This window comes from Mesorhizobium sp. RCAM 05104 (assembly GCF_059683645.1).
Genome location: NZ_CM185033.1, coordinates 631,026 through 650,809, shown reverse-complemented (window position 1 = coordinate 650,809; position 19,784 = coordinate 631,026). Strand labels below are relative to the sequence as shown.

The following is a 19,784-nucleotide window of genomic DNA, read 5'->3' as shown; positions in this document are numbered from 1 at the left end:
GGCCACCCCGGTCAGGACTTGCCGGGGTTGGTGAGCATGTCCTGCTCGCGGCGAGATTGCGCCAGCCAATTATACATCGCTCCTCCCGCCATCAAGACGGAGGTGCCGAGAAACACCGAGCGCATGCCGAAATGGCCACCGGCAAAGCCGCCAAGCAAGGGGCCGGCGACCTGTCCGACATATTGGGCGGAGATCGAGAGTCCCAATACATTGCCGCCGACGCCATCGGGAACATTGTGGCGGATCACGCTGGTGATGCAGGGCAGCAGCCCGCTCAGCGCCAGGCCCATCAGGAAGCGCAGGCCGATGAGTTGCCAGCTTTGCGTGACGAAGGCCTGCGGGATCAGCAGCAGGGCCGAGACGGCGAGCGCGCCGATGATGACGTTCCAATGGCCGATGCGATCGGCGAGCTTGCCGAGGCGCGACGCCGACAGGATGGCGCCAAGCGCCGCCGCCGACATGACGACGCCCGAGATCAGCGTGACGCGGCTCTGGTCCTCGATGAGCTGCTGCACATAGACGGTGATGATCGGCTCGATCGACATGGTGGCGAAACTCAACAGCATGCCGGTCGCCAGCATGGCGATGACAGGCCGTTTGTCGGGAATTTGTGCCCAGCCGCCTTTTGGCTTCGCCTTCGATGCGGCATCTGTTGTCTTCGGCCGAGGATTCTCCTTGATCAGGAAGGTGGTCGCCAGGAAGGCCAGGAAGATGACGCCGCCGGACAAAAGGAAGGTGGCGCGAATGCCGATCAGCGGCGGCAAGGCGCCGCCAACCAGCGGGCCGACCAGTGCTCCACCAGTGATCCCGGCCGACAGCAGTCCCAGCGCCCAGCCGGAACGCTCCTTGGGCGTCTGCATGGCGACGAGGATGGTCGATCCCGAGGAATAGCCGCCGGCAAAACCGATCAGCAGCCGCAGCAGCACCAGTTGCCAGACTGTCTGCACCATGCCGGTCAGCGACATGCAGATGGCCATGCCGAAACTGGCGCGAACCAGCATCGACTTGCGGCCGTAGCGGTCGCCAAGGCGTCCCCAGAGCGGCGCCACCAGTGCCGCCGCGAAGAATGTCGCGCCATAGGCAATCCCGGACCATTGCACGATCGCTGCATGCCCTTCGGCGCCGAGCTGCTCGATATAGAGCGGCAGGAACGGCAGAAGCAACGTCATGGCGACAAGCGTCGAGAACGAACCGGCGAAGCATACGAACAGATTGCGCCGCCAGTGGATGTTGTAGGCGCTGTCGGTCGCCGGGGGCGTGTTCTGCGGCATGTCGAATGTCCTGCCCGAGCAATTTGGAGTGCCTGTTGCTGCGGATACCATTTTGGGATACCAAGCTGGTATCCGTCATGGACGCTAGCCCGGCCGCTGTCAATGCGACCCTCTCAAACGTGATCGGACGCAGGCCGGTCGCCAGCAAACGGCCAGAAAACGAGAACGACAATGTCGCAGATGCAGAGCGTCGAAAAACAACTTCGAGAGATGATCCTGGGCCTCGAGATCGGTCCTGGCGAGAAACTGACCGAGCGCTGGATCGAAAGTCGCTTCGGCGCGTCGCGAACCCCCGTCAGGGCCGCGCTGCTGCGGCTCGAGACCGAAGGCCTGGTCGGCAGGGATGGCCGTGGCTGGACGGTTTCGCCCATCAATTTGGCTGAACTCGAGCAGATCGCCGTCTACAGGGAGGCGGTCGAGGTTGCCGCACTTCGCCTGACCTGTGCCTTGGCCGACAGGAGCGGGGTCGATGTCATCGAGGCGATGCTCGAATCCTGCGACAGCAACACGCCGCGCGAGGAATGGCATCGTGTCGGCATGGATTTCCACATCGAGCTGGCGCGCCTGTCGGGCAACGAATTCCTGTTTCGCGCGGTCCGCGATGCCATGACGCGCCTGTCGCGGGCCCGTTGGCTGGAGGTTCGCGATGAGGCGGCCCTTGCCCGTGCCTGGGCCGAACATCGCGCCATTCTGGCGACGACACGTCTTGGCGATGCCGAAGAGGCCGCACGCCAGCTTTCGGCCCACATCGTCGGCAGCCGCGACAGGCTGGTGACGTCGCTCGCCAACGATCGCCGTGGTCTTCGCGCCAGGGGTTTTGCCGTCGTTGCCGCTTAGTGCGGCGGCTGCAGGGCAGGGTGGTCGCCGTGCAAAAGGCGACGCCCCGGACGCGAGATGCACTTTCGGCCTCGCTTCGCGAGCGCCGATGGCGTAAGAGCGGCGATGGAAAACAACCGATTTGAAACACCCGTGACGGTCAAGTCAGTCGCGGCGGGAAGCACTCAGCTCTTGCGCTCGGCCCGAGAGGCTTCCGACTACCTGCTCAACAGCTGGCCGGGCAAACGCAGCCCCAAGCATCGCGCGGCGCTGCAGGCCTGTCACGATGCGCTGGCTGGCGACAAGCCGGCGATGAACGCCAGGCGCGCCTTCATTGCCGCGGCGCGCGAAGTGGACGTCTTCGTCAGCGACAAGGCGACGGCCTGACGCAAGGCGACAATCCGGATTGAGGCACGGCCCGCATTCGCGGGCCTTTTGCCGTCATTTCGCTGCTTCGGTTTCAGTCTCGTTCTCGGGCTGCGAACGTTCCCGCGCGGCAACCTTGGCCGCCAGCTTCTCAGCCTTCTTGGCCGCCTTCTGGCGGTCGCGTTCCTTGCGTTCCTGATCGTAGTTTGGTGCTCGCGCCATATCGGCTCCTTTTCACTGCCTCGCGGCTCTGACCCTGCCTAGGAGCATTGGCCGCCAAACACAACAGCTGAAGTGAACTGCTCGGCTGTGGCGTCGATGATGGTGCGGGGCTTGCAAGATGCGCGGCACAATGGTGTAGGAGGAACCGGGGCGCCAAGATATTGAGAGCCGCCCGCTTGTTTTGATCAAGTGAACCATGGCCACAATTGCGCGAACGACGGCAAGGGTTTTCTACTATGCGCGAAACTTTGCGCGCGATATCGCCCCGCAGGCGTTGTTTCGCCACAGGCTGGCCGCTCGCCTCGAAAAGGCAAGGCTCCCGGACGCTTCGGTTCGCCGGCGGCTGAATTACTACAACAAGCTGCAGGATGCGTTTACGCCCAGCGCTGATGCCGTGCGCATAGGCGAGCTGCCGTTTACGCCGACCATGTACTATTACGACCTGAAGGAATTTGCCCGCTACTTCGATCGCGCGCTGCTGATCGACGTGGAATACGGAGACGTCAGGAAGGTGCCGAAGGTGCCTTCGATCGTCAAGGACCGGCCGATCGTCGCCGACGACAGCAATGCGGTCATCATGAAGCTCGACAAGTTTCGCCATTTCCAGATGCCTGCCGACGCAACCGCGTTCGCCGACAAGCTTCCGGCCGTGGTCTGGCGCGGCGACCTCAACAATCCTATACGCACAAGGTTTCTGAACGCCGTGCGCGACCTGCCGTTCTGCGACGCCGGCTCACACAAGCCGAACGCGCCGGCCGAGTACAGCAAGCCCTTCCTCAGCATCAGCCAGCACCAGCGTTATCGCTACATCGTCTCGCTCGAAGGCAATGACGTGGCGACCAACCTGAAATGGATCATGAACTCGAAGTCGCTGTGCCTGATGCCGCCGCCGACCTACGAGACATGGTTCGCGGAGAGACAGCTCCAGGCTGATGTCCATTATGTACCGCTGGAAGCGGACTTCTCCAATCTTGCCGAACGCGTGGCGTATTTCGAACGCCATCCCGAGCAAGCCGAGCGCATCATCGCCGCTGCGAATGCCTATTGCAGGACATTCGCCAACGAGCAGGCCGAGCAGGCGATCTCCCTGCTGGTGCTCTACAAATACTTCGTCCTCAGCGGCCAGATCAAACCGGACGCCGAAGTCTGGCGCTACATCACGGGCTGAAGAAATTCCAGGAAAAGCGTGAAACCGTTTTCCCGGGAAAAGCACGTAGCGCTTTCCCTTGGGAATTGCGTCAAAAAGATAGAGTTGCCCGGCGGACAGCGCCGGCCGGGCTCCTCGTCGAACCCCGCGGTCACACGCCGCTTCGGTCAATCACGAGATCGGCGGCGCCGAACCGGTCCCTTGCCGTCAATTGCTGGTGCCAATAGGGGTAGAGCAGTGGCGGCCGGCTGACCGCATCCAGGCGGTTGCGTTCGTCGTCGGTGAGCACCAGGCTCGCGGCCGCTAGGTTGTCCTTGAGCTGGACTTCGTTGCGGGCGCCGATCACAAGCGAGGAGACCGCTGGCCGGCCAAGCAGCCAGGCTAGGGCCACCTGGGCCGCCGACACGCCGCGCTGCGTGCCGATATCGACAAGGACATCGACGATGCGCCACAACCGGTCCTCGTCGCGGATCGGCGGCTCGGACCAGCCGGCGAGCTGTCGCGCGGTGGGGCTGTCGCGGCGGTATTTGCCCGACAGCAATCCGCCGGCGAGCGGGCTCCAGACCAGCACGCCTAGCCCCTGGTCGACCGAAATCGGCAGCAACTCGTACTCCGCCTCGCGCGCCTCCAGCGTGTAGTGGATCTGCTGGGTGACGAAGCGCGGCTGGCGATGGCTATCGCTGATGCCGAGCCCCTTCATCACTTGCCAGCCGGAATAGTTGGAGCAGCCGACATAGCGGACCTTGCCTTGGGCAGCCAGCGTGTCGAGCGCGGCGATGGTTTCTTCGAGTGGCGTCACTCCGTCCCACTCGTGCAGGAAGTAGATGTCGATGACGTCGGTCTTCAACCGCTTCAGGCTCTTCTCGCATTCGCGGATCAGGTGATAGCGCGACAGGCCTTCATCGTTCGGACCTTTGCCGATCCGCATCCGTGCCTTGGAGGCGATCAGCACGTCGCCCTTGCGCTTGCCGCCAAGGGCCTCGCCGATGATCTCTTCCGAGATGCCGTTCGAATAGACATTGGCGGTGTCGATGACGTTGATGCCGGCGTCGATGCACAGATCGATCATCCGGCGCGCCTCGTCGAGGTCGGTCTTGCCGACCGCGGAGAACGCGCCGGCGCCGCCGAAGGTCATGGTGCCCATGGTCAGTGTGGAAACCTTCAAGCCGGAACGGCCGAGAGTACGGTATTCCATGTCAGTCCTCGCGATTGCATTTGGAAAAGGGGTGCCGCGAAAGGCACCGCGAATGTGGCTGCTATTTGTAGGACAATTTGGATGACTTGTCGCCATGCCACGACGACCGATCGATCATGCCTCGCGGAATCTGCCCCGGCGGCCTGGACCTTGGCCGACTGCAATAAAACCGTCATTGCTGGCCTATATCAAGTCGGCTCACGGTCCTTTTCCGGCCGGACGAGGGCGCCTGCCAGGATCACGGACGGCAGCTTGCATGCGGAGCGGTGCAGATGAACGAACCCACACTGAAATCCGGGGCCAAGGACTGGCTTGAAGCCGAGCTCGCCGACACGCTCGACGAGGACTATGAGCTCGAAATATCGGAGCCGGCACTGTCGATGGAGATCGCCAGGATCTACAAGAACGCCCATCCGCCATCGATCGATCGCATGCAATATTTTCGCGACTTGATCAGTCTGCAGTCCGAGCTGATCAAGCTGCAGTCCTGGGTCGCCTATCACAAGAAGAAGCTGGTGGTGATCTTCGAGGGCCGCGATTCCGCCGGCAAGGGCGGCGTTATCAAGCGCATCACGCAGCGGCTCAATCCGCGCATCTGCCGTGTCGTGGCGCTGCCGGCGCCCACCGAGCGCGAGAAATCGCAGTGGTATTTCCAGCGCTATGTCCCGCATCTGCCGGCCGGCGGCGAGATCGTGCTGTTCGACCGCTCCTGGTACAATCGTTCCGGCGTCGAGCGGGTGATGGGGTTTGCCGAACCGGATCAGGTCGAGGAGTTCTTTCGCGACGTGCCGGAGTTCGAGCGCATGCTCGTCCGCTCCGGCATCACCGTGGTCAAATATTGGTTCTCGATCACCGACGAGGAACAGCAGATGCGCTTCCTGATGCGCATCCACGATCCGATGAAGCAGTGGAAGCTGTCGCCGATGGACCTGCAGTCGCGCGTGCGATGGGAACAATACACCAAGGCCAAGGAAGAGACCTTCGCCCGCACCAACATCCCGGAAGCGCCCTGGTTCATCGTCGAGGGCAACGACAAGAAGCGGGCACGGCTGAACTGCATCGATCATCTGCTGAAGCAGATGCCGTATGAAGAGGTACCACACGAGGAGATCACGCTGCCCGAGCGTGTGTTCAATCCCGAATACGAGCGCCAGACACTGCCGCGCGAGCTTTATGTGCCCGAGAAATATTGAGGTAGATGAAGCTGCGATCTCCCCCACGCGGGGGGAGATTAGGCTCTCCACCTAGCCGCGCTTGATGACAACATGGGTGGCGAGCGCCGTCGCCACCTGTTCAGTGCACTGGTATCCAAGCCTGGGCATGTCGAGGCCGGCAAAAAGGTTCTCGCCGGCCCCGAGCAGCACCGGCGCGATCGCCAGATGCATCTCGTCGATCAGCTTCTCCTGGAGATATTGCCGGATGGTGGCGACGCCGCCACCCACCCGCACATCCTTGCCTTCGGCCGCCGACTTCGCCTGCTCGAGCGCCGAATGGATGCCGTCGGTGACGAAGTGGAAAATCGTGCCGCCTTCCATGGTGATGGGCGCCCGCTTGTGGTGCGTCAGCACGAAAACCGGGACATGATAGGGCGGGTTGTCGCCCCACCAGCCTTTCCAGGTTTCGTCAGGCCATTCACCGCGGATCGGCCCGAACATGTTGCGGCCGAGGATCCAGGCGCCGACATTTTCGAAACTGCGCGCCGCGAACGCCTCGTTGATATCGGTGGTGCCGCCATCTTGTCCGAGCACCATCTTACGGAAGGTGCGGGTATCGACAAACCACTTGTGCAAGGATTCCCCGCCGACGCCGAGCGGATTTTGCAGATCCTGATCGGGACCGGCGCCGTAGCCGTCGAGCGACAGGGTGAATGCGTTGACACGCAGCTTGGGCATGACAGGCCTCCTCGACAACCGATCGTATTTTGCAAGCAGCTGTTTTTTAGCAAACCGATTGCGAATTGCAAGCGGTATTTTTTGGGCGCGAAGAAGCCTAAGGCACTTGGTCCAACGACCTTCGCTCTGGTTCCCCGGCCGCCAGCCGGAAATTATCCTGGATGTCGAGGCGGATCGCCGGCATTTGCTCGCCGCTACCGGCCTCCGCGAGAAGGAAAGTTATCCCTTGAGCAGCTCCGCCACTTCAGGTGCGAAGTAGGTCAAAATGCCGTCGCAGCCAGCACGTTTGAAGGCGAGCAGCGATTCCAGCATCGCTTTCTCGCCGTCGATCCAGCCATTGGCGCCGGCCGCCTTGATCATCGAATATTCGCCCGACACCTGGTAGGCGAAGGTCGGCATCTGGAATTCGTCCTTCAGCCGCCGGATGATGTCGAGATAGGGCATGCCGGGCTTGACCATCAGCATGTCTGCGCCTTCGGCGATGTCCTGCTCGGCTTCGCGCACCGCCTCGTCGGAATTGGCGTGGTCGATGTAATAGGTCTTCTTGTCGCCCTTGAGCAGGCCGGCGGTGCCCACCGCCTCGCGATAGGGGCCGTAGAAGGCCGAGGCGAATTTGGTCGCGTAGGACATGATCGCCACGTCCTGGAAGCCATTGGCGTCGAGCGCGTCGCGGATGGCACCGATGCGGCCGTCCATCATGTCGGACGGCGCAATGATGTCGGCACCGGCAGCCGCCTGGATGACCGCCGCCGCCGCGACCTGTTCAACCGTCTCGTCGTTGACGATGATGCCGTCGCGCAAAATGCCGTCATGGCCGTGGCTGGTGAACGGGTCGAGCGCGGCATCGGTGATGATGCCGATCCCAGGCACGGCATCCTTTATCGCGCGGGTGGCGCGGTTGATGACGTTGTCAGGGTCGAGGATGTGCGAACCAGTCTGGTCGCGCAGCGAGATGTCGACATTGGGGAAGGTGGCGAGCGCGGGAATGCCGAGCTTGGCCGCGCGTTCGGCCTCCTTGACGGCAAGGTCGATCGACAGGCGGAAGACGCCAGGCATGGCTGCGATCGGCTCGCGCACTTGTCTGCCGTCGACGACGAAGATCGGCCAGATCAGGTCGTCGACCGTCAGCCGGTTCTCCTGCACGAGGCGGCGGGACCAGTCGGCCTTGCGCATGCGGCGCAAACGGCGGCTGCCGGTGATGTCGTCGACGCTGCGCGCGCCGGCTGGCTTTGTCGGGGTGAATTTGTTCATCGCCAAAACTCCAGATCGGCGGCTTTTACCACGAGCCCTTGCCGCTGACCAATGCGACACGTTTGTGCCAGCGACCCAGTCGCGTCCTATTTCGGTTGTCCATTGCCCGACAGGATCTGCGCCGCGCCCCTTATGGCGACACGGAACGCCTCGTCGAAGCTCACCCCACGCACCTGCCAGTGGTAGCTCTTGCCGGCCATGGCAACCCGCCAATCGGCGATCCAGCCTAGATCCTTGTCGCTCCAGACCATGCTGCCGGCAAGCGCCTGATCGGCGCCTGCCTTTTGGGCGAGCCGGTCCAGGCTTGCCATGTCGGCGGCGCGCTCGGCTTTCTCGTCCATGCCGGAAATCAACGAGGCCGGCGGAAATGCGATGTGCATCATGAGCGGGCCGGTCGCGTTGACGAAGGATTCGCGCATCGCCTGCCCTGGCGGATCATCAGCCGTCAGCGCGAAATGCCTTGTACCTTGCTCGGCCGTGAGGAACACGGCGAGCCGTGGCCGCTCGCCAAGCCACGGCTTGCTGCCGAGTTCGCCAAGCACTTTGTCGATGACCGTCGGCTTGTAGAGGCAGCTGAGATCATGCGGCCGGTCATGCGTGCCTTGCTCGTCATGCACCGGAATGCCTTCCAGCCTGTCATGATAGCGGAAGGAATCGACGAAGCTGCCGGCCTTGTCGCGCAGACCAGCCATTTCGGGTTTCTTCGGCAGCCGCTGGTCGCCGGAAACCCTGACCAGCACCCGGTCCAGGCAGTCTTTGAAGCCGATCTGCCTGTTCACTTCGCCCTGGCCGGTGACGATCGTCTGTGACTGATAGAGCTCGTCGGGCGTGGCGGCGAAAGCCGCGCGCGGTGCAAGGCCGGCGACCATTAGCGCGACGGTCAACAGTGTGAGACGCAAAAATCTGGACATGGCCATCCGCCCCCTAAGCCGTCGGCAGCGCACGGTATCGGCGCACGGCTGGCAACGGCGGTGATCTTCGTAGCACCGGCCGCCGCCGGTGGCCAAGACAGTGGCCGACGGACTGCTGCCATTGACGCACCCATGCGCCGCCTTTAGCACTTCAGTCCCGCAGGCGCGGGGGAGGGATTCTCTGGCGATGGATTTTGGTGGAGGCGACGAAATTCGCTTCGAACGGTTGGGCAGGGCAGCCGTCGTCACGCTGACGCGGCCGCAGGCGCTCAATGCCGTGACGCACCGCATGGTCAAGGCGCTGGGCGAAGCGCTGCATTGCTGGGAGCGCGACGACGCTGTGGATGTCGTGGTCGTGAAGGCCGAGGGCAGGGCGTTCTCGGCCGGTGGCGATATCCTGCACATCTATGAAGCCGGCCGGGCTGGAAAGCCGCCGGTCGAGTTCTTCGCCGACGAGTATCGCCTCAACGCCCAGATCGCGCGCTTCGAGAAACCCTATGTGGCGCTCATCGACGGCATCGTCATGGGCGGTGGCGTTGGTATCTCCTTCCACGGCTCGCACCGGGTGATGACCGAGAATGCCCAGTTCGCCATGCCGGAGGTCGGCATCGGCTTTTTTCCGGACGTCGGCGCCAGCCATCTGCTGCCTGATCTCGGCGGCTCGTTCGGCATGTATCTGGCGTTGACCGGCAATCGCATCCGCTATGGCGACGCGCTGTGGTCGGGGCTGGCTACCCACACCATCAAGGCCGAGGACCAGGCCGGCTTCCTCGACCAGATGACGCTGACCGGCGATCCGGAAACGGTACTGCGCGGTTTCTTCGCTCAGGCGAAGCGCGAGACCGACGGCCCGACGCTGCAGGCAATATCCAGCCATTTTTCGCAACCATCGCTCAAGGCCGTCATCGACAGCCTGGAACAGGCGGCAAGCACCGACGATTTCGCGGCAAGGACGCTGGCGACGATCCTTACGCGCTCGCCGACCAGCCTTCGCGTCGCCTGGCGCCAGATCAGCGCCGGGCTGACACTGTCGATGGATGATTGCATGAAGATGGAGTTCCGCATCCTCAACCGGATGCTGGCAGGCCATGATTTCTACGAGGGCATCCGCGCCGCCATCATCGACAAGGGTTCGAAGCCGCAATGGCGGCCCGCCAGCCTTGCTGCGGTCAGCGAGGCGGATGTCGACGCCTATTTTGCCTCGCTCGGCGAACGGGAGCTCAAACTGTGAGCGAGGTGACCTCGAGACGCGTCGTGCTCCAGCCCTCGACGGTCGAGGTGATATTCGCCTGGTTCCAGCGCGTCATATCAGGCTACTGCCTGCTGTTCGGCATCTTGTACTGGATCAAGCTGATCGGCTTCTATCCGGGCTCGCTATGGCGCTTCGATCTGATGCCGGTCCACTGGCAGGTGGCGGCGGTGGTGCTGGCCGTGTTCTTCCCCTTCGCCGCTGCAGGCCTGTGGATGCTGGCCTCCTGGGGACCGGTGATCTGGTTCATCTGCGCGGTGACCGAGATCGTCATGTATGCCGGCTTTCCCGAACTTTTCGGCTCCCGCCCTTTGATCATCGTCTCGCATTCGGCGGTGGCGGTGCTCTATATCGTCTTCCGCGTCGTCATCCATATGCAGAAGCGGCCGGTGCGAGGGTAAGGCCCGGTGGGCGCCCGCGCGGTCCAACAGGGGGCGAATTGGGCCTCCAAAATCCTTGGCTAAATCTTTAGGTTAATTATCCTTGCTCGGGTGACCGTTCGTTAAGCCTCTTTCGAAACCTCTTACCGGTAAGCTCTTGTTAGCCCTAGCGTTTAAGTCGAATTTTATGAGTATTCGATAGTGTCGCGATCAAGGTGAAAAACAAAAAATCACCAGGGCGACAAACGAGAGGCAAAGACAATGATCAATTCGCGTCCGGCGGCGAAGACCGCCAACGTATCCGACGATCGCCGCGAGGCTATCCGTTCGCTGTACATGGAATCGCTGCAGCTTGTTGAGCGGCTGCACCGCCGCCTGCTTGACGTGATCAAGGACGAGTTCGACCGCAACGGCCGTTCCGACATCAATGCCATCCAGGCGCTGCTGCTGTTCAACATCGGCAACTCCGAGCTGACCGCCGGCGAACTGCGCTCGCGGGGCTACTACCTCGGCTCCAACGTCTCCTACAATCTGAAGAAGTTGGTCGATCTCGGCTTCATCAACCACCAGCGCTCGCGCATCGACCGCCGCTCGGTTCGTGTCTCGCTGACGCCGAAGGGCAACGAAGTGGCTGACGTCGTCGCCGGCCTTTATGAGCGCCATGTCGGCTCGATCGAACAGGTCGGCGGTATCAACACCGACGAGTTCAAGCAGATGAACCGCGCCCTGCAGCGGCTCGACCGCTTCTGGAACGACACCATCGCCTACCGGATGTAAGGCGCATCCGGCGCATCGGATCTGGCCCGCGCCAAAGAAGCGCGGCCGAAACAGCGACCTTCAGTCAGGGCCGGGGCCGAAAGCACCGGCCTTTTCTTTTGGGTTTCACGATCTTCGGGTTACGGCTGTCAGCGGACTTTGCGGGGCTAGTCGTTGTTTCGTCAATGGCTGGTGGTTCACCCGATGACGTCATGCAGGCGATCGCCGATCGGTACCGAAAGAGCACGGGTCTTTCATTTCGCCGTGACGGCCGGGCCAAATTCGGCCGGAAGCCACGTTGCCGCCATATTCCAATGGGACCGAGGATGTCGGTGATGCTGTGGTGAAAGCCGTGCCTTCACCTGGAACCCGTATCGTGCCCCGCGCGTTTGTGGCCGAACTGATGCGGACATGGTTGGTCAATTGTTAAGGTTGCCAACTCTAGAGTGCGGGCGAGATCGCCCGATAACCGAATGCAGTAGATCGAACGCTACAAGAATGTCTGGAACGTCTATGAGAACCAGCCGCCGTTTTTTCCTCTCCGGAGCCTCCGCGCTCGCAGCAGCGATGGTCGCCGGCGGCGCCAATGCGCAGGATGTGATCGGGGATATCCTGAAATCGTCGGCCCGCGGCAATTGGGACGATCAGTTTGACGCTCGCGCCAGCGAGGGCGGCAAGGTGGCCTCGACACTGCCGATTTTCAGCCTGCAGACCGTTGCCTTTACGGAGCAGGCGGTCGCCCAGTATCAGAATATTGTCGCGCAGGGCGGCTGGGTGGAGGTCCCCGCGACCAAGAAACTGGAACTCGGCGTCGATGATCCGGATGTCGTGCCGTTGCGCAAGCGTCTGATGGTTTCCGGCGACCTTGCGCAGAGCGCCGGCGTTTCAACGGCCTTCGATTCCTATGTCGACTCGGCGGTCAAGCGCTTCCAGTTGCGCCACGGCCTGCCGGCTGACGGCTCAATGGGCAAGTACACCTATGCCGCGATGAATGTCTCGGCGCAGATCCGGCTTGGCCAGTTGCAGACCAATCTGCAGCGGCTGAAGGAGAAGGCCGGCACGCTGGGTAGCCGCTATGTGCTGGTCGACATTCCGGCGGCGCAGGTCGAAGCGGTCGAGAACGACCGCGTCGTGCTTCGCCACACCGCGATCGTCGGCAAGATCGATCGCCAGACGCCGATCGTCAATTCCAAGATCAACGAGATCATCGTCAATCCTTACTGGAACGCGCCGGTCTCGATCGTGCGCAAGGACATCATTCCGCTGATGCGGAAGGATCCCAATTATCTGAAGGACAGCCATATCCGCCTGTTCGCTCCAGACGGCAGCGAGGTCGATCCGCTCAATGTCGACTGGTCGACTGACGACGCGGCGAAGTACCGCTTCCGCCAGGATCCGGGCGCGGGCAACGCGATGGCCTCGGTGAAGATCAATTTTCCGAGCCCGGACGGCGTCTATATGCACGACACCCCGCAGCAGAGCCTGTTCGGCAAGATGATGCGTTTCGATTCCTCGGGCTGCGTGCGCGTGCAGAACGTGCGCGACCTCGTCACCTGGATTCTGCGCGACACGCCCGGCTGGGACCGCCAGCATTTCGAGGCGGCGATCAAGACTGGCGAAAACACGCCGATCCAGATCACCAACCCGGTGCCGGTGCATTTCCTCTATCTCTCGGCCTGGTCGACAGGCCCGGGCGTTGTGCAGTTCCGCGACGACGTCTACGCGCTCGACGGCGCCAACGAGCTACAGATCACGTCGGCGCTCTAACAGGCTTCTCGGTATCGCAAAGGCCGCCTTCGGGCGGCCTTTTCTTTTTCTGGACGGACCGGAGCTGTTTGCGCATGGTCCGGAAAACACTCGGAAACGCGCCCATGCAGGTCGCCGTCTTCATCCTGGTCGTGCTCGTCTTCGTCGCGGTCTCCGGCGCGCTGGTGCGACTGGTGCGGGTGCCGTTGCCGGTGCTGCAGATCGCCATAGGAGCCGCACTCGCCTGGCCGGTGCGCGGTATCCATGTCGAGATCGATCCGGATCTGTTCCTGCTGGTGTTCATTCCGCCGCTGCTGTTTGCAGATGCCGTTGCCGCGCCGAAGCGCGAACTCATAGCGCTGCGCGGGCCGATCCTGGACCTTGCCATCGGGCTCGTCTTCTTCACCGTCGTCGGTTTCGGCTATGCCCTGCACTGGCTGGTGCCGAGCATCCCGCTGGTCGTCGCTTTCGCGCTTGCCGCCGTACTGTCGCCGACCGACGCGGTCGCGGTGTCCTCGATCGTCGACAGGAACGTCGTGCCGGCGCGGCTGATGCACATCCTGGAAGGCGAGTCGCTGCTCAACGACGCATCGGGCCTCGTCATGTTCCGCTTCGCCGTGGCGGCGGCATTGACCGGCAGCTTTTCCTTCGCGGCGGCCTCGCTGAGCTTTCTTTATGCCGTGGCGGCCGGCATCCTGGCCGGCGTGGCGGCGCTGATCGTCGCCGCCAAGACGCTGCAGCTCTTGAGCCGCATCGGCGGCGTGCCGGCCGAGGCGCAGGTGCTGGTCATGATCCTGATACCCTTCATCGCTTATCTCGGCGCCGAACATGCCGGCGCCTCCGGCATCCTGGCTGCGGTCACCGCCGGCTTGCTGACTGGCGGCTCCGGCATTTTCCGTTATCTTGGCGTCTCGGCGCGCATGCAGACGATGTCGCTGTGGACGACGCTGTCCTTCGTCTTCAACGGCGCGCTCTTCATCCTGCTCGGCCTGCAGCTGCCCGATATCATCCGTAACGTTCCGCCCGAACTCACCAGCCGGCATTGGCTGGCGGAGCCGGTCGCCACAATACTGGCTCTGACGCTGTGCCTGATCGGCCTGCGCTTCGTATGGATCTGGATTGGCGATATCGCGCAGGCGATCGCCGCGCGGCTGGGCAAGCGCAAGGCCAAGGTGTTCGGCCTGCGCGTCCGGCTCGCCGGTTCGGTTGCAGGCGTGCGCGGCGCCGTCACGCTGGCCGGCATCCTGTCCTTGCCGCTCGCCATGCCGGATGGTTCGCCGTTTCCGGCGCGCGATGTTGTCATCTTCCTCGCAGCCGGCGTCATCATCTGCTCGCTCACCATCGCCAGCCTTGCCTTGCCGAAGATCGCGCGCGGGCTGGTCGAACCGGGCGAGGATCCAGCTGCGGCCGAAGAGCGCCGGGCGCGAGTCGGCGCGGCCAATGCTGCCATCGCCAGGATCGAGAGCATCGCCAATGACGCAGGCGAGGGCGAGGTGGCGGAGGCCAGGCTGGCCGTCGCCGACAGCATCGTCGCCGGCTACCGGCGCCGCATCGCCGCCTCCGACGAGGCCGACGAAGCGCGCGCCGAGGCCCGCGAAGCCGGGAAGCTGGAGCTCGAACTCAGGCTCGCCGGCATCGAGGCGGAACGCACCGCCGTCCGGGCAATGTTTCGCAGCCGCGAGATCAACGACCATACGATGCGGGCCCTGTTTTCCGAGATCACCCTCACCGAAGCTTTGCTGACGGGTCGGCAGAAAAGGAAATAGCGGTCTCGCGGCCCTTCTGCCGCAAACCGGCCAGCAAATTTCGCGCTGCAAACGTGGCGAGGCGAAAGCAACTGTGTTAATGCGCGGCGAATGTCGCCCAAAACTACGCAGCGGTTCAGGACGACGACATGCTCAACAAAGATCGACCCCCGAACTCCGAGGATTTCAAGCCATGGCAACAGCAGCGGCAGTGTCGAACAAATTCGAATCCTTCTTCGAAACCACGCTTGCCGATGCCGATCCGGAGATTTTCGGCGCCATCCGCAACGAGCTTGGTCGCCAGCGCCACGAGATCGAGCTGATTGCCTCTGAAAACATCGTCTCGCGCGCCGTGCTCGAAGCGCAGGGGTCGATCATGACCAACAAATATGCCGAGGGCTATCCGGGCAAGCGCTACTATGGCGGCTGCCAGTTCGTCGATGTGGCCGAGGAACTGGCCATCGAGCGGGCGAAAAAGCTCTTCGGCTGCAACTTCGCCAACGTCCAGCCAAACTCCGGCAGCCAGATGAACCAGGCGGTGTTCCTGGCGCTGCTGCAGCCCGGCGACACCTTCATGGGCCTCGACCTCAATTCCGGCGGCCATCTGACCCACGGCTCGCCGGTCAACATGAGCGGCAAATGGTTCAAGGTGGTCTCCTACGGCGTGCGCAAGGATGACCATCTGCTCGATATGGACGCCATCGAGAAGACCGCCCACGAGACCAAGCCGAAGCTGATCCTGGCCGGTGGCACCGCCTATTCGCGCGTCTGGGACTGGAAGCGCTTTCGCGAGATCGCCGATGCGGTCGGCGCCTATCTGATGGTCGACATGGCTCATATCGCCGGTCTCGTCGCCGGCGGCGTGCATCCGTCGCCGCTGCCGCACGCGCATGTGGTCACGACCACCACGCACAAATCGCTGCGCGGCCCGCGCGGCGGCATGATCCTGTGCAATGACGAGGAGATCGCCAAGAAGATGAACTCGGCGGTGTTCCCCGGCCTACAGGGTGGCCCGCTGATGCATGTCATCGCCGCCAAGGCGGTCGCATTCGGTGAGGCGCTGAAGCCGAGCTTCAAGGTCTACGCCGAAAGCGTCGCCGCCAATGCCAAGGCGCTGGCCGCGAGCCTGAAGGAAACCGGGCTCGACATCGTCTCCGGTGGCACCGACAACCACCTGATGCTGGTCGACCTGCGTCCCAAGAACGCCACCGGCAAGCGCGCCGAGGCAGCGCTCGGTCGCGCCAACATCACCTGCAACAAGAATGGCATTCCGTTCGACCCTGAAAAGCCTTTCGTCACCTCGGGCGTGCGTCTCGGCACCCCGGCCGGTACCACGCGAGGCTTCGGCCAGGCCGAGTTCCGCGAGATCGGCAAGCTGATCGCCGAAGTGCTGGATGGTCTCAAGGTCGCCAACTCCGACGAGGGCAATGCTGCTGTCGAAGCGGCGGTCAAGGCCAAGGTGATGGCGCTGACCGATCGTTTCCCGCTCTATCCCTATCTCGGCTGACGAGACTTCGGGTCTCGCCGCCTTGTCACGACGACAAGCGTCGCGGCAAGGCCGGTGTGATCCACAGGAGCCTTGATGATAGGCATGTTTCGTCTCGGCGGCGCCGCGCGCGCCCCGACCGCTTTGGCCGCCCTGCCGCTCCCAGGCATCACCTTGGCCTAAACCGCACCCACGCAAGCTGCCCCGGCTCAGACCACGGCCGTGGCCTTTCGCGAGGCCTGTCTGGCCGGGGTGACCATCCCCGCCTATCTCGCCTTCCGACAAGGTCGACTACCGGCTGGCCGTGCTTGGCGGCATCGCCGTCCGGCTGCTGGCTGCTCTCGCAATTTTCCTTGCGCCTCGCTATCTCTGAGGCGCGAAGGGCCGTGCATGCTTTGCCATCGTTGTAAAAAGCACTAAGCCTTTCGTCCCACGAGATTCGCGAACCCAAGGCTCTCCATGCGCTGTCCCTATTGCCAGTCCGAAGATACGCAGGTGAAGGATTCGCGCCCCGCCGAGGATGGCGCGGCGATCCGCAGGCGGCGTGTCTGCCCCGATTGCGGCGGCCGCTTCACCACCTTCGAACGCGTCCAGCTACGCGACCTGGTGGTGGTGAAAAAGTCCGGCCGAAAAGTGCCGTTCGACCGCGACAAGCTGCTGCGCTCGGTGGAGATCGCCGTCCGCAAGCGCAATGTCGATCCGGAGCGCATCGACCGAGCGGTGACAGGCATCGTGCGCCAGCTCGAAAGCTCCGGTGAAACGGAAGTGGCCTCCGGCGAAGTCGGCCGGCTGGTCATGGAAGCACTGAAGTCGCTCGACGATGTCGCCTATGTGCGCTTCGCCTCGGTCTACCGCAATTTTCGCGAGGCCAAGGATTTCCACGAATTGCTCGGCGAGCTCAAGGGAGATGAAACAAAGGGCGAAGAGGACGCCAGCTGAGCATGACCGCAAGCGACAAGACCGGACAGGCCGCCCTTGATCGCCGTTTCATGGCGGCGGCGCTCAGACTGTCGCGGAAGAATGCCGGGCGCACTTCGACCAATCCCTCCGTCGGCACGCTGATCATACGCGATGACGGCGCCGGGCCGATGATCGTCGGCACCGGCGTCACCGCGGTCGGCGGCCGCCCGCACGCCGAGACCGAGGCCCTGGCCGAGGCCGGCGAGCTGGCGCGTGGCGCCACCGCCTATGTGACGCTGGAACCTTGCGCCCACCATGGCCGGACGCCGCCTTGCGCCAACGCGCTGGTCAATGCCGGTGTCGCTCGCGTCGTCGGCGCCGCCAGCGATCCCGATCCGCGCGTGTCCGGCAAGGGCTATGCGATCCTGCGCGCCGCGGGTGTCGAGGTGGTCGAAAAGGTACTGGCGGTGGAAGCCGCCGAGCAGATGGCCGGCTATCTGATTCGATCGTTGAAAAAACGGCCCGAAGTGATTCTCAAGCTTGCGCTTTCCAGCGACGGCAAGATCGGCAGGGAAGGCGAGGGGCAGGTGTCGATCACCGGTGATATCGCCCGTCGCGAGGTGTATCTGATGCGGGCCGAGGCCGACGGCATACTGGTCGGCATTGGCACCGCGCTGGAGGACGATCCGGCACTGACGGTGCGGCTGCCCGGACTGGAGAACCGTTCGCCAGCGCGCATCGTGCTCGACAGGCAGATCAGGTTGCCGGAGGCCTCCAAGCTGGTTTCGGGCGTGGACCGGGTGCCGCTCTACGTCGCCGCTTGCCTGGAGGCCGATCCGCTGCGGCGGGCAGCACTCGAACGCGCCGGCGTGCGCTTCATCGGCACAGAAACACATGAAGGCGGCGTCGCGCTGCCGGAGCTGCTCGAGGATCTCGCCGCGCTCGGCATGGCAAGTGTCCTGGTCGAGGGCGGCGCCAAGGTGGCCAAGGCTTTCCTGGCCGATGGGCTGGTCGACCGTATCGTGCTGTTCCAGGGGCCCGAAGCGATCGGCGATGACGGCATTGGATCGCCGATCGACGCTGACCACATCCCGGCAGGATTTCGCAAGCTTCGCGACATGCGTTTCGGCGAAGACAGCTATGCAGAGTGGGTAAGGGATATCTAGATCATGGTCCCGAAAAGTGGGAACCGGGATAGGATCGTGGTCAATCGGAAAGATAGGATCTGATGTTCACCGGGATTGTCACCGATGTCGGCACTGTCGCGGCCGTCAAACCGCTCAGGGAAGGGGTGGGGCTGCGCATCGACACGGCCTATGACCCTCAGACCATCGCCATCGGCGCTTCGATCTCCTGCGCCGGTGTCTGCCTGACAGTTACGGCCTTGCCAGACAGTGGCTCGAACGCGCGCTGGTTCGAAGTCGAGGCCTGGGAAGAGGCGCTCAGACTGACGACGGCGATAGGTTGGAAATCGGGCACGCGGATCAACCTGGAGCGGGCGCTGAAGATCGGCGACGAACTCGGCGGTCACATCGTTTCGGGTCATGTCGACGGAATGGCCGAGATCATCGAGCGCAAGGATGAGGGCGATGCAGTGCGCTTCACGCTTGAGGCGCCGCGCGACCTGGCGAAGTTCATAGCGCCCAAGGGTTCGGTCGCGCTCGATGGCACCTCGCTCACCGTCAACAGGGTGGAAGGCACGCGCTTCGACGTGCTTTTGATCCACCACTCGCTGACCGTGACCACCTGGGGCGAGCGCAAGGTCGGCGACCGCGTCAATCTTGAGATCGACACCATGGCCCGCTACGCGGCACGCCTTGTCGAGGCCGCGAAGGAAGGGTTTTGAGCGACTGCCTGGAATTTCGACCCAGGGTCACCTTCGGAAAGCTTGCGAACTTGTCGGCTTCGGCCTAAGTCACCGGCTCCGCCGGAAACGTGAGCCAAAATGCCCAGGAACAAGAAACTCAAGCTGCTGATCATTGAAGCGCGCTTCTATGACGATTTGGCGGATGCGCTGCTCGACGGCGCCAAGGCCGCGCTGGATGAGGCAGGCGCCAAGTACGATGTCGTCACCGTGCCGGGTGCGCTGGAAATTCCGGCTGTGATCTCATTTGCACTCGACGCCGCCGAAGGCGAGGGTGCCGAGTATGACGGGTACGTTGCGCTCGGCACCGTGATCCGCGGCGAGACGCATCATTTCGACATCGTCGCCAACGAATCGGCGCGCGCCCTGATGGATTTGTCCGTGCAGGAGGCCGTCTGCATAGGCAACGGCATCCTGACCACCGAGAACGACGAACAGGCCTGGACCCGCGCCCGGCGCACGGAAGGCGACAAGGGTGGGTTTGCGGCCCGTGCCGCACTGACCATGATCGCGGTGAAGAAACGGCTCGGAGCCTGAACGGCGTGACGCAATCCGGAGACAAGGACCGACCGCCGGTGCGCCAGGCC

The 19,784-nt window shown here is 63.2% G+C and carries 20 protein-coding genes; 14 read left to right on the top strand and 6 right to left on the bottom strand.

The features are described 5' to 3' along the window. Positions 1–11: 11 nt before the first annotated feature. Positions 12–1,271, bottom strand: coding sequence for a multidrug efflux MFS transporter (locus tag AC56QP_RS03590; RefSeq protein ID WP_489860907.1), 1,260 nt, complete (start codon positions 1,269–1,271; stop codon positions 12–14). Between the two features lie 171 nt (positions 1,272–1,442). On the opposite strand from AC56QP_RS03590, the gene AC56QP_RS03585 reads away from it, so the two are divergent. Together AC56QP_RS03585 and AC56QP_RS03580 are read left to right on the top strand one after the other, a co-directional pair. Further along, on the top strand, positions 1,443–2,108 hold the full coding sequence (locus AC56QP_RS03585; protein WP_489860908.1) for a GntR family transcriptional regulator: 666 nt from the start codon (positions 1,443–1,445) through the stop codon (positions 2,106–2,108). A 132-nt stretch (positions 2,109–2,240) separates the two neighbouring features. Next, positions 2,241–2,474, top strand: a complete 234-nt coding sequence (locus tag AC56QP_RS03580) for a DUF982 domain-containing protein (RefSeq protein WP_244529578.1) — start codon at positions 2,241–2,243, stop codon at positions 2,472–2,474. A gap of 54 nt (positions 2,475–2,528) precedes the next feature. On the opposite strand, the gene AC56QP_RS03575 is transcribed toward AC56QP_RS03580, so the two are convergent. Beyond that, positions 2,529–2,675 (bottom strand): hypothetical protein, encoded by a 147-nt coding sequence (locus AC56QP_RS03575; RefSeq protein WP_489860909.1) that lies wholly within the window; start codon positions 2,673–2,675, stop codon positions 2,529–2,531. 196 nt (positions 2,676–2,871) lie between these two features. Here AC56QP_RS03575 and AC56QP_RS03570 point away from each other — a divergent pair, with 196 nt between their 5' ends. Continuing rightward, positions 2,872–3,843 carry a glycosyl transferase family 90 gene (locus tag AC56QP_RS03570; RefSeq protein ID WP_489860910.1) on the top strand — a complete coding sequence of 324 codons (972 nt, stop codon included), beginning with the start codon at positions 2,872–2,874 and terminating at the stop codon, positions 3,841–3,843. Positions 3,844–3,973: 130 nt separating this feature from the next. Here AC56QP_RS03570 and AC56QP_RS03565 read toward each other — a convergent pair whose 3' ends face one another. Continuing rightward, entirely contained in the window at positions 3,974–5,017 is a 1,044-nt protein-coding gene (locus tag AC56QP_RS03565) for an aldo/keto reductase (protein ID WP_489860911.1), read from the bottom strand. 272 nt (positions 5,018–5,289) lie between these two features. On the opposite strand from AC56QP_RS03565, the gene ppk2 reads away from it, so the two are divergent. After that, positions 5,290–6,210, top strand: coding sequence for a polyphosphate kinase 2 (gene ppk2 / locus AC56QP_RS03560; protein ID WP_489860912.1), 921 nt, complete (start codon positions 5,290–5,292; stop codon positions 6,208–6,210). A gap of 51 nt (positions 6,211–6,261) precedes the next feature. Here ppk2 and AC56QP_RS03555 read toward each other — a convergent pair whose 3' ends face one another. From AC56QP_RS03555 to AC56QP_RS03545, 3 genes are all read right to left on the bottom strand, one after another. Beyond that, a complete protein-coding gene (locus tag AC56QP_RS03555; RefSeq protein WP_489860913.1) occupies positions 6,262–6,909 on the bottom strand; it encodes a dihydrofolate reductase family protein in 648 nt (215 codons plus the stop codon). Positions 6,910–7,128: 219 nt separating this feature from the next. Beyond that, positions 7,129–8,160, bottom strand: coding sequence for a porphobilinogen synthase (gene hemB / locus AC56QP_RS03550; protein WP_489860914.1), 1,032 nt, complete (start codon positions 8,158–8,160; stop codon positions 7,129–7,131). A gap of 86 nt (positions 8,161–8,246) precedes the next feature. Further along, the gene (locus tag AC56QP_RS03545; protein ID WP_489860915.1) at positions 8,247–9,071 is read right to left on the bottom strand and encodes a DUF8605 domain-containing protein; all 825 of its coding nucleotides are present in this window, start codon (positions 9,069–9,071) and stop codon (positions 8,247–8,249) included. A 187-nt stretch (positions 9,072–9,258) separates the two neighbouring features. Here AC56QP_RS03545 and AC56QP_RS03540 point away from each other — a divergent pair, with 187 nt between their 5' ends. The 10 genes from AC56QP_RS03540 (at position 9,259) to AC56QP_RS03495 (ending at position 19,734) form a co-directional block, all read left to right on the top strand. After that, positions 9,259–10,302 (top strand): enoyl-CoA hydratase/isomerase family protein, encoded by a 1,044-nt coding sequence (locus tag AC56QP_RS03540; protein ID WP_489860916.1) that lies wholly within the window; start codon positions 9,259–9,261, stop codon positions 10,300–10,302. Then, positions 10,299–10,721, top strand: coding sequence for a DUF6163 family protein (locus tag AC56QP_RS03535; protein WP_489860917.1), 423 nt, complete (start codon positions 10,299–10,301; stop codon positions 10,719–10,721). Before AC56QP_RS03540 ends, AC56QP_RS03535 begins: the two co-directional genes overlap by 4 nt. A gap of 240 nt (positions 10,722–10,961) precedes the next feature. After that, positions 10,962–11,477 (top strand): transcriptional regulator LdtR, encoded by a 516-nt coding sequence (ldtR, locus tag AC56QP_RS03530; protein ID WP_013896002.1) that lies wholly within the window; start codon positions 10,962–10,964, stop codon positions 11,475–11,477. Positions 11,478–11,969: 492 nt separating this feature from the next. After that, positions 11,970–13,223, top strand: coding sequence for a L,D-transpeptidase family protein (locus AC56QP_RS03525; RefSeq protein WP_489860918.1), 1,254 nt, complete (start codon positions 11,970–11,972; stop codon positions 13,221–13,223). A 104-nt stretch (positions 13,224–13,327) separates the two neighbouring features. Beyond that, on the top strand, positions 13,328–14,968 hold the full coding sequence (locus AC56QP_RS03520; RefSeq protein WP_489860919.1) for a Na+/H+ antiporter: 1,641 nt from the start codon (positions 13,328–13,330) through the stop codon (positions 14,966–14,968). Between the two features lie 172 nt (positions 14,969–15,140). Further along, positions 15,141–16,454: a serine hydroxymethyltransferase gene (glyA, locus tag AC56QP_RS03515; RefSeq protein WP_091578113.1), complete on the top strand. Its 1,314-nt coding sequence runs from the start codon at positions 15,141–15,143 to the stop codon at positions 16,452–16,454. Between the two features lie 438 nt (positions 16,455–16,892). Further along, entirely contained in the window at positions 16,893–17,372 is a 480-nt protein-coding gene (gene nrdR / locus AC56QP_RS03510) for a transcriptional regulator NrdR (RefSeq protein WP_091578115.1), read from the top strand. Positions 17,373–17,374: 2 nt separating this feature from the next. Beyond that, positions 17,375–18,499, top strand: coding sequence for a bifunctional diaminohydroxyphosphoribosylaminopyrimidine deaminase/5-amino-6-(5-phosphoribosylamino)uracil reductase RibD (ribD, locus tag AC56QP_RS03505; protein WP_489860920.1), 1,125 nt, complete (start codon positions 17,375–17,377; stop codon positions 18,497–18,499). A gap of 62 nt (positions 18,500–18,561) precedes the next feature. Continuing rightward, entirely contained in the window at positions 18,562–19,179 is a 618-nt protein-coding gene (locus tag AC56QP_RS03500; protein WP_489860921.1) for a riboflavin synthase, read from the top strand. A 99-nt stretch (positions 19,180–19,278) separates the two neighbouring features. Then, on the top strand, positions 19,279–19,734 hold the full coding sequence (locus AC56QP_RS03495) for a 6,7-dimethyl-8-ribityllumazine synthase (protein ID WP_489860922.1): 456 nt from the start codon (positions 19,279–19,281) through the stop codon (positions 19,732–19,734). Positions 19,735–19,784: the final 50 nt, after the last annotated feature.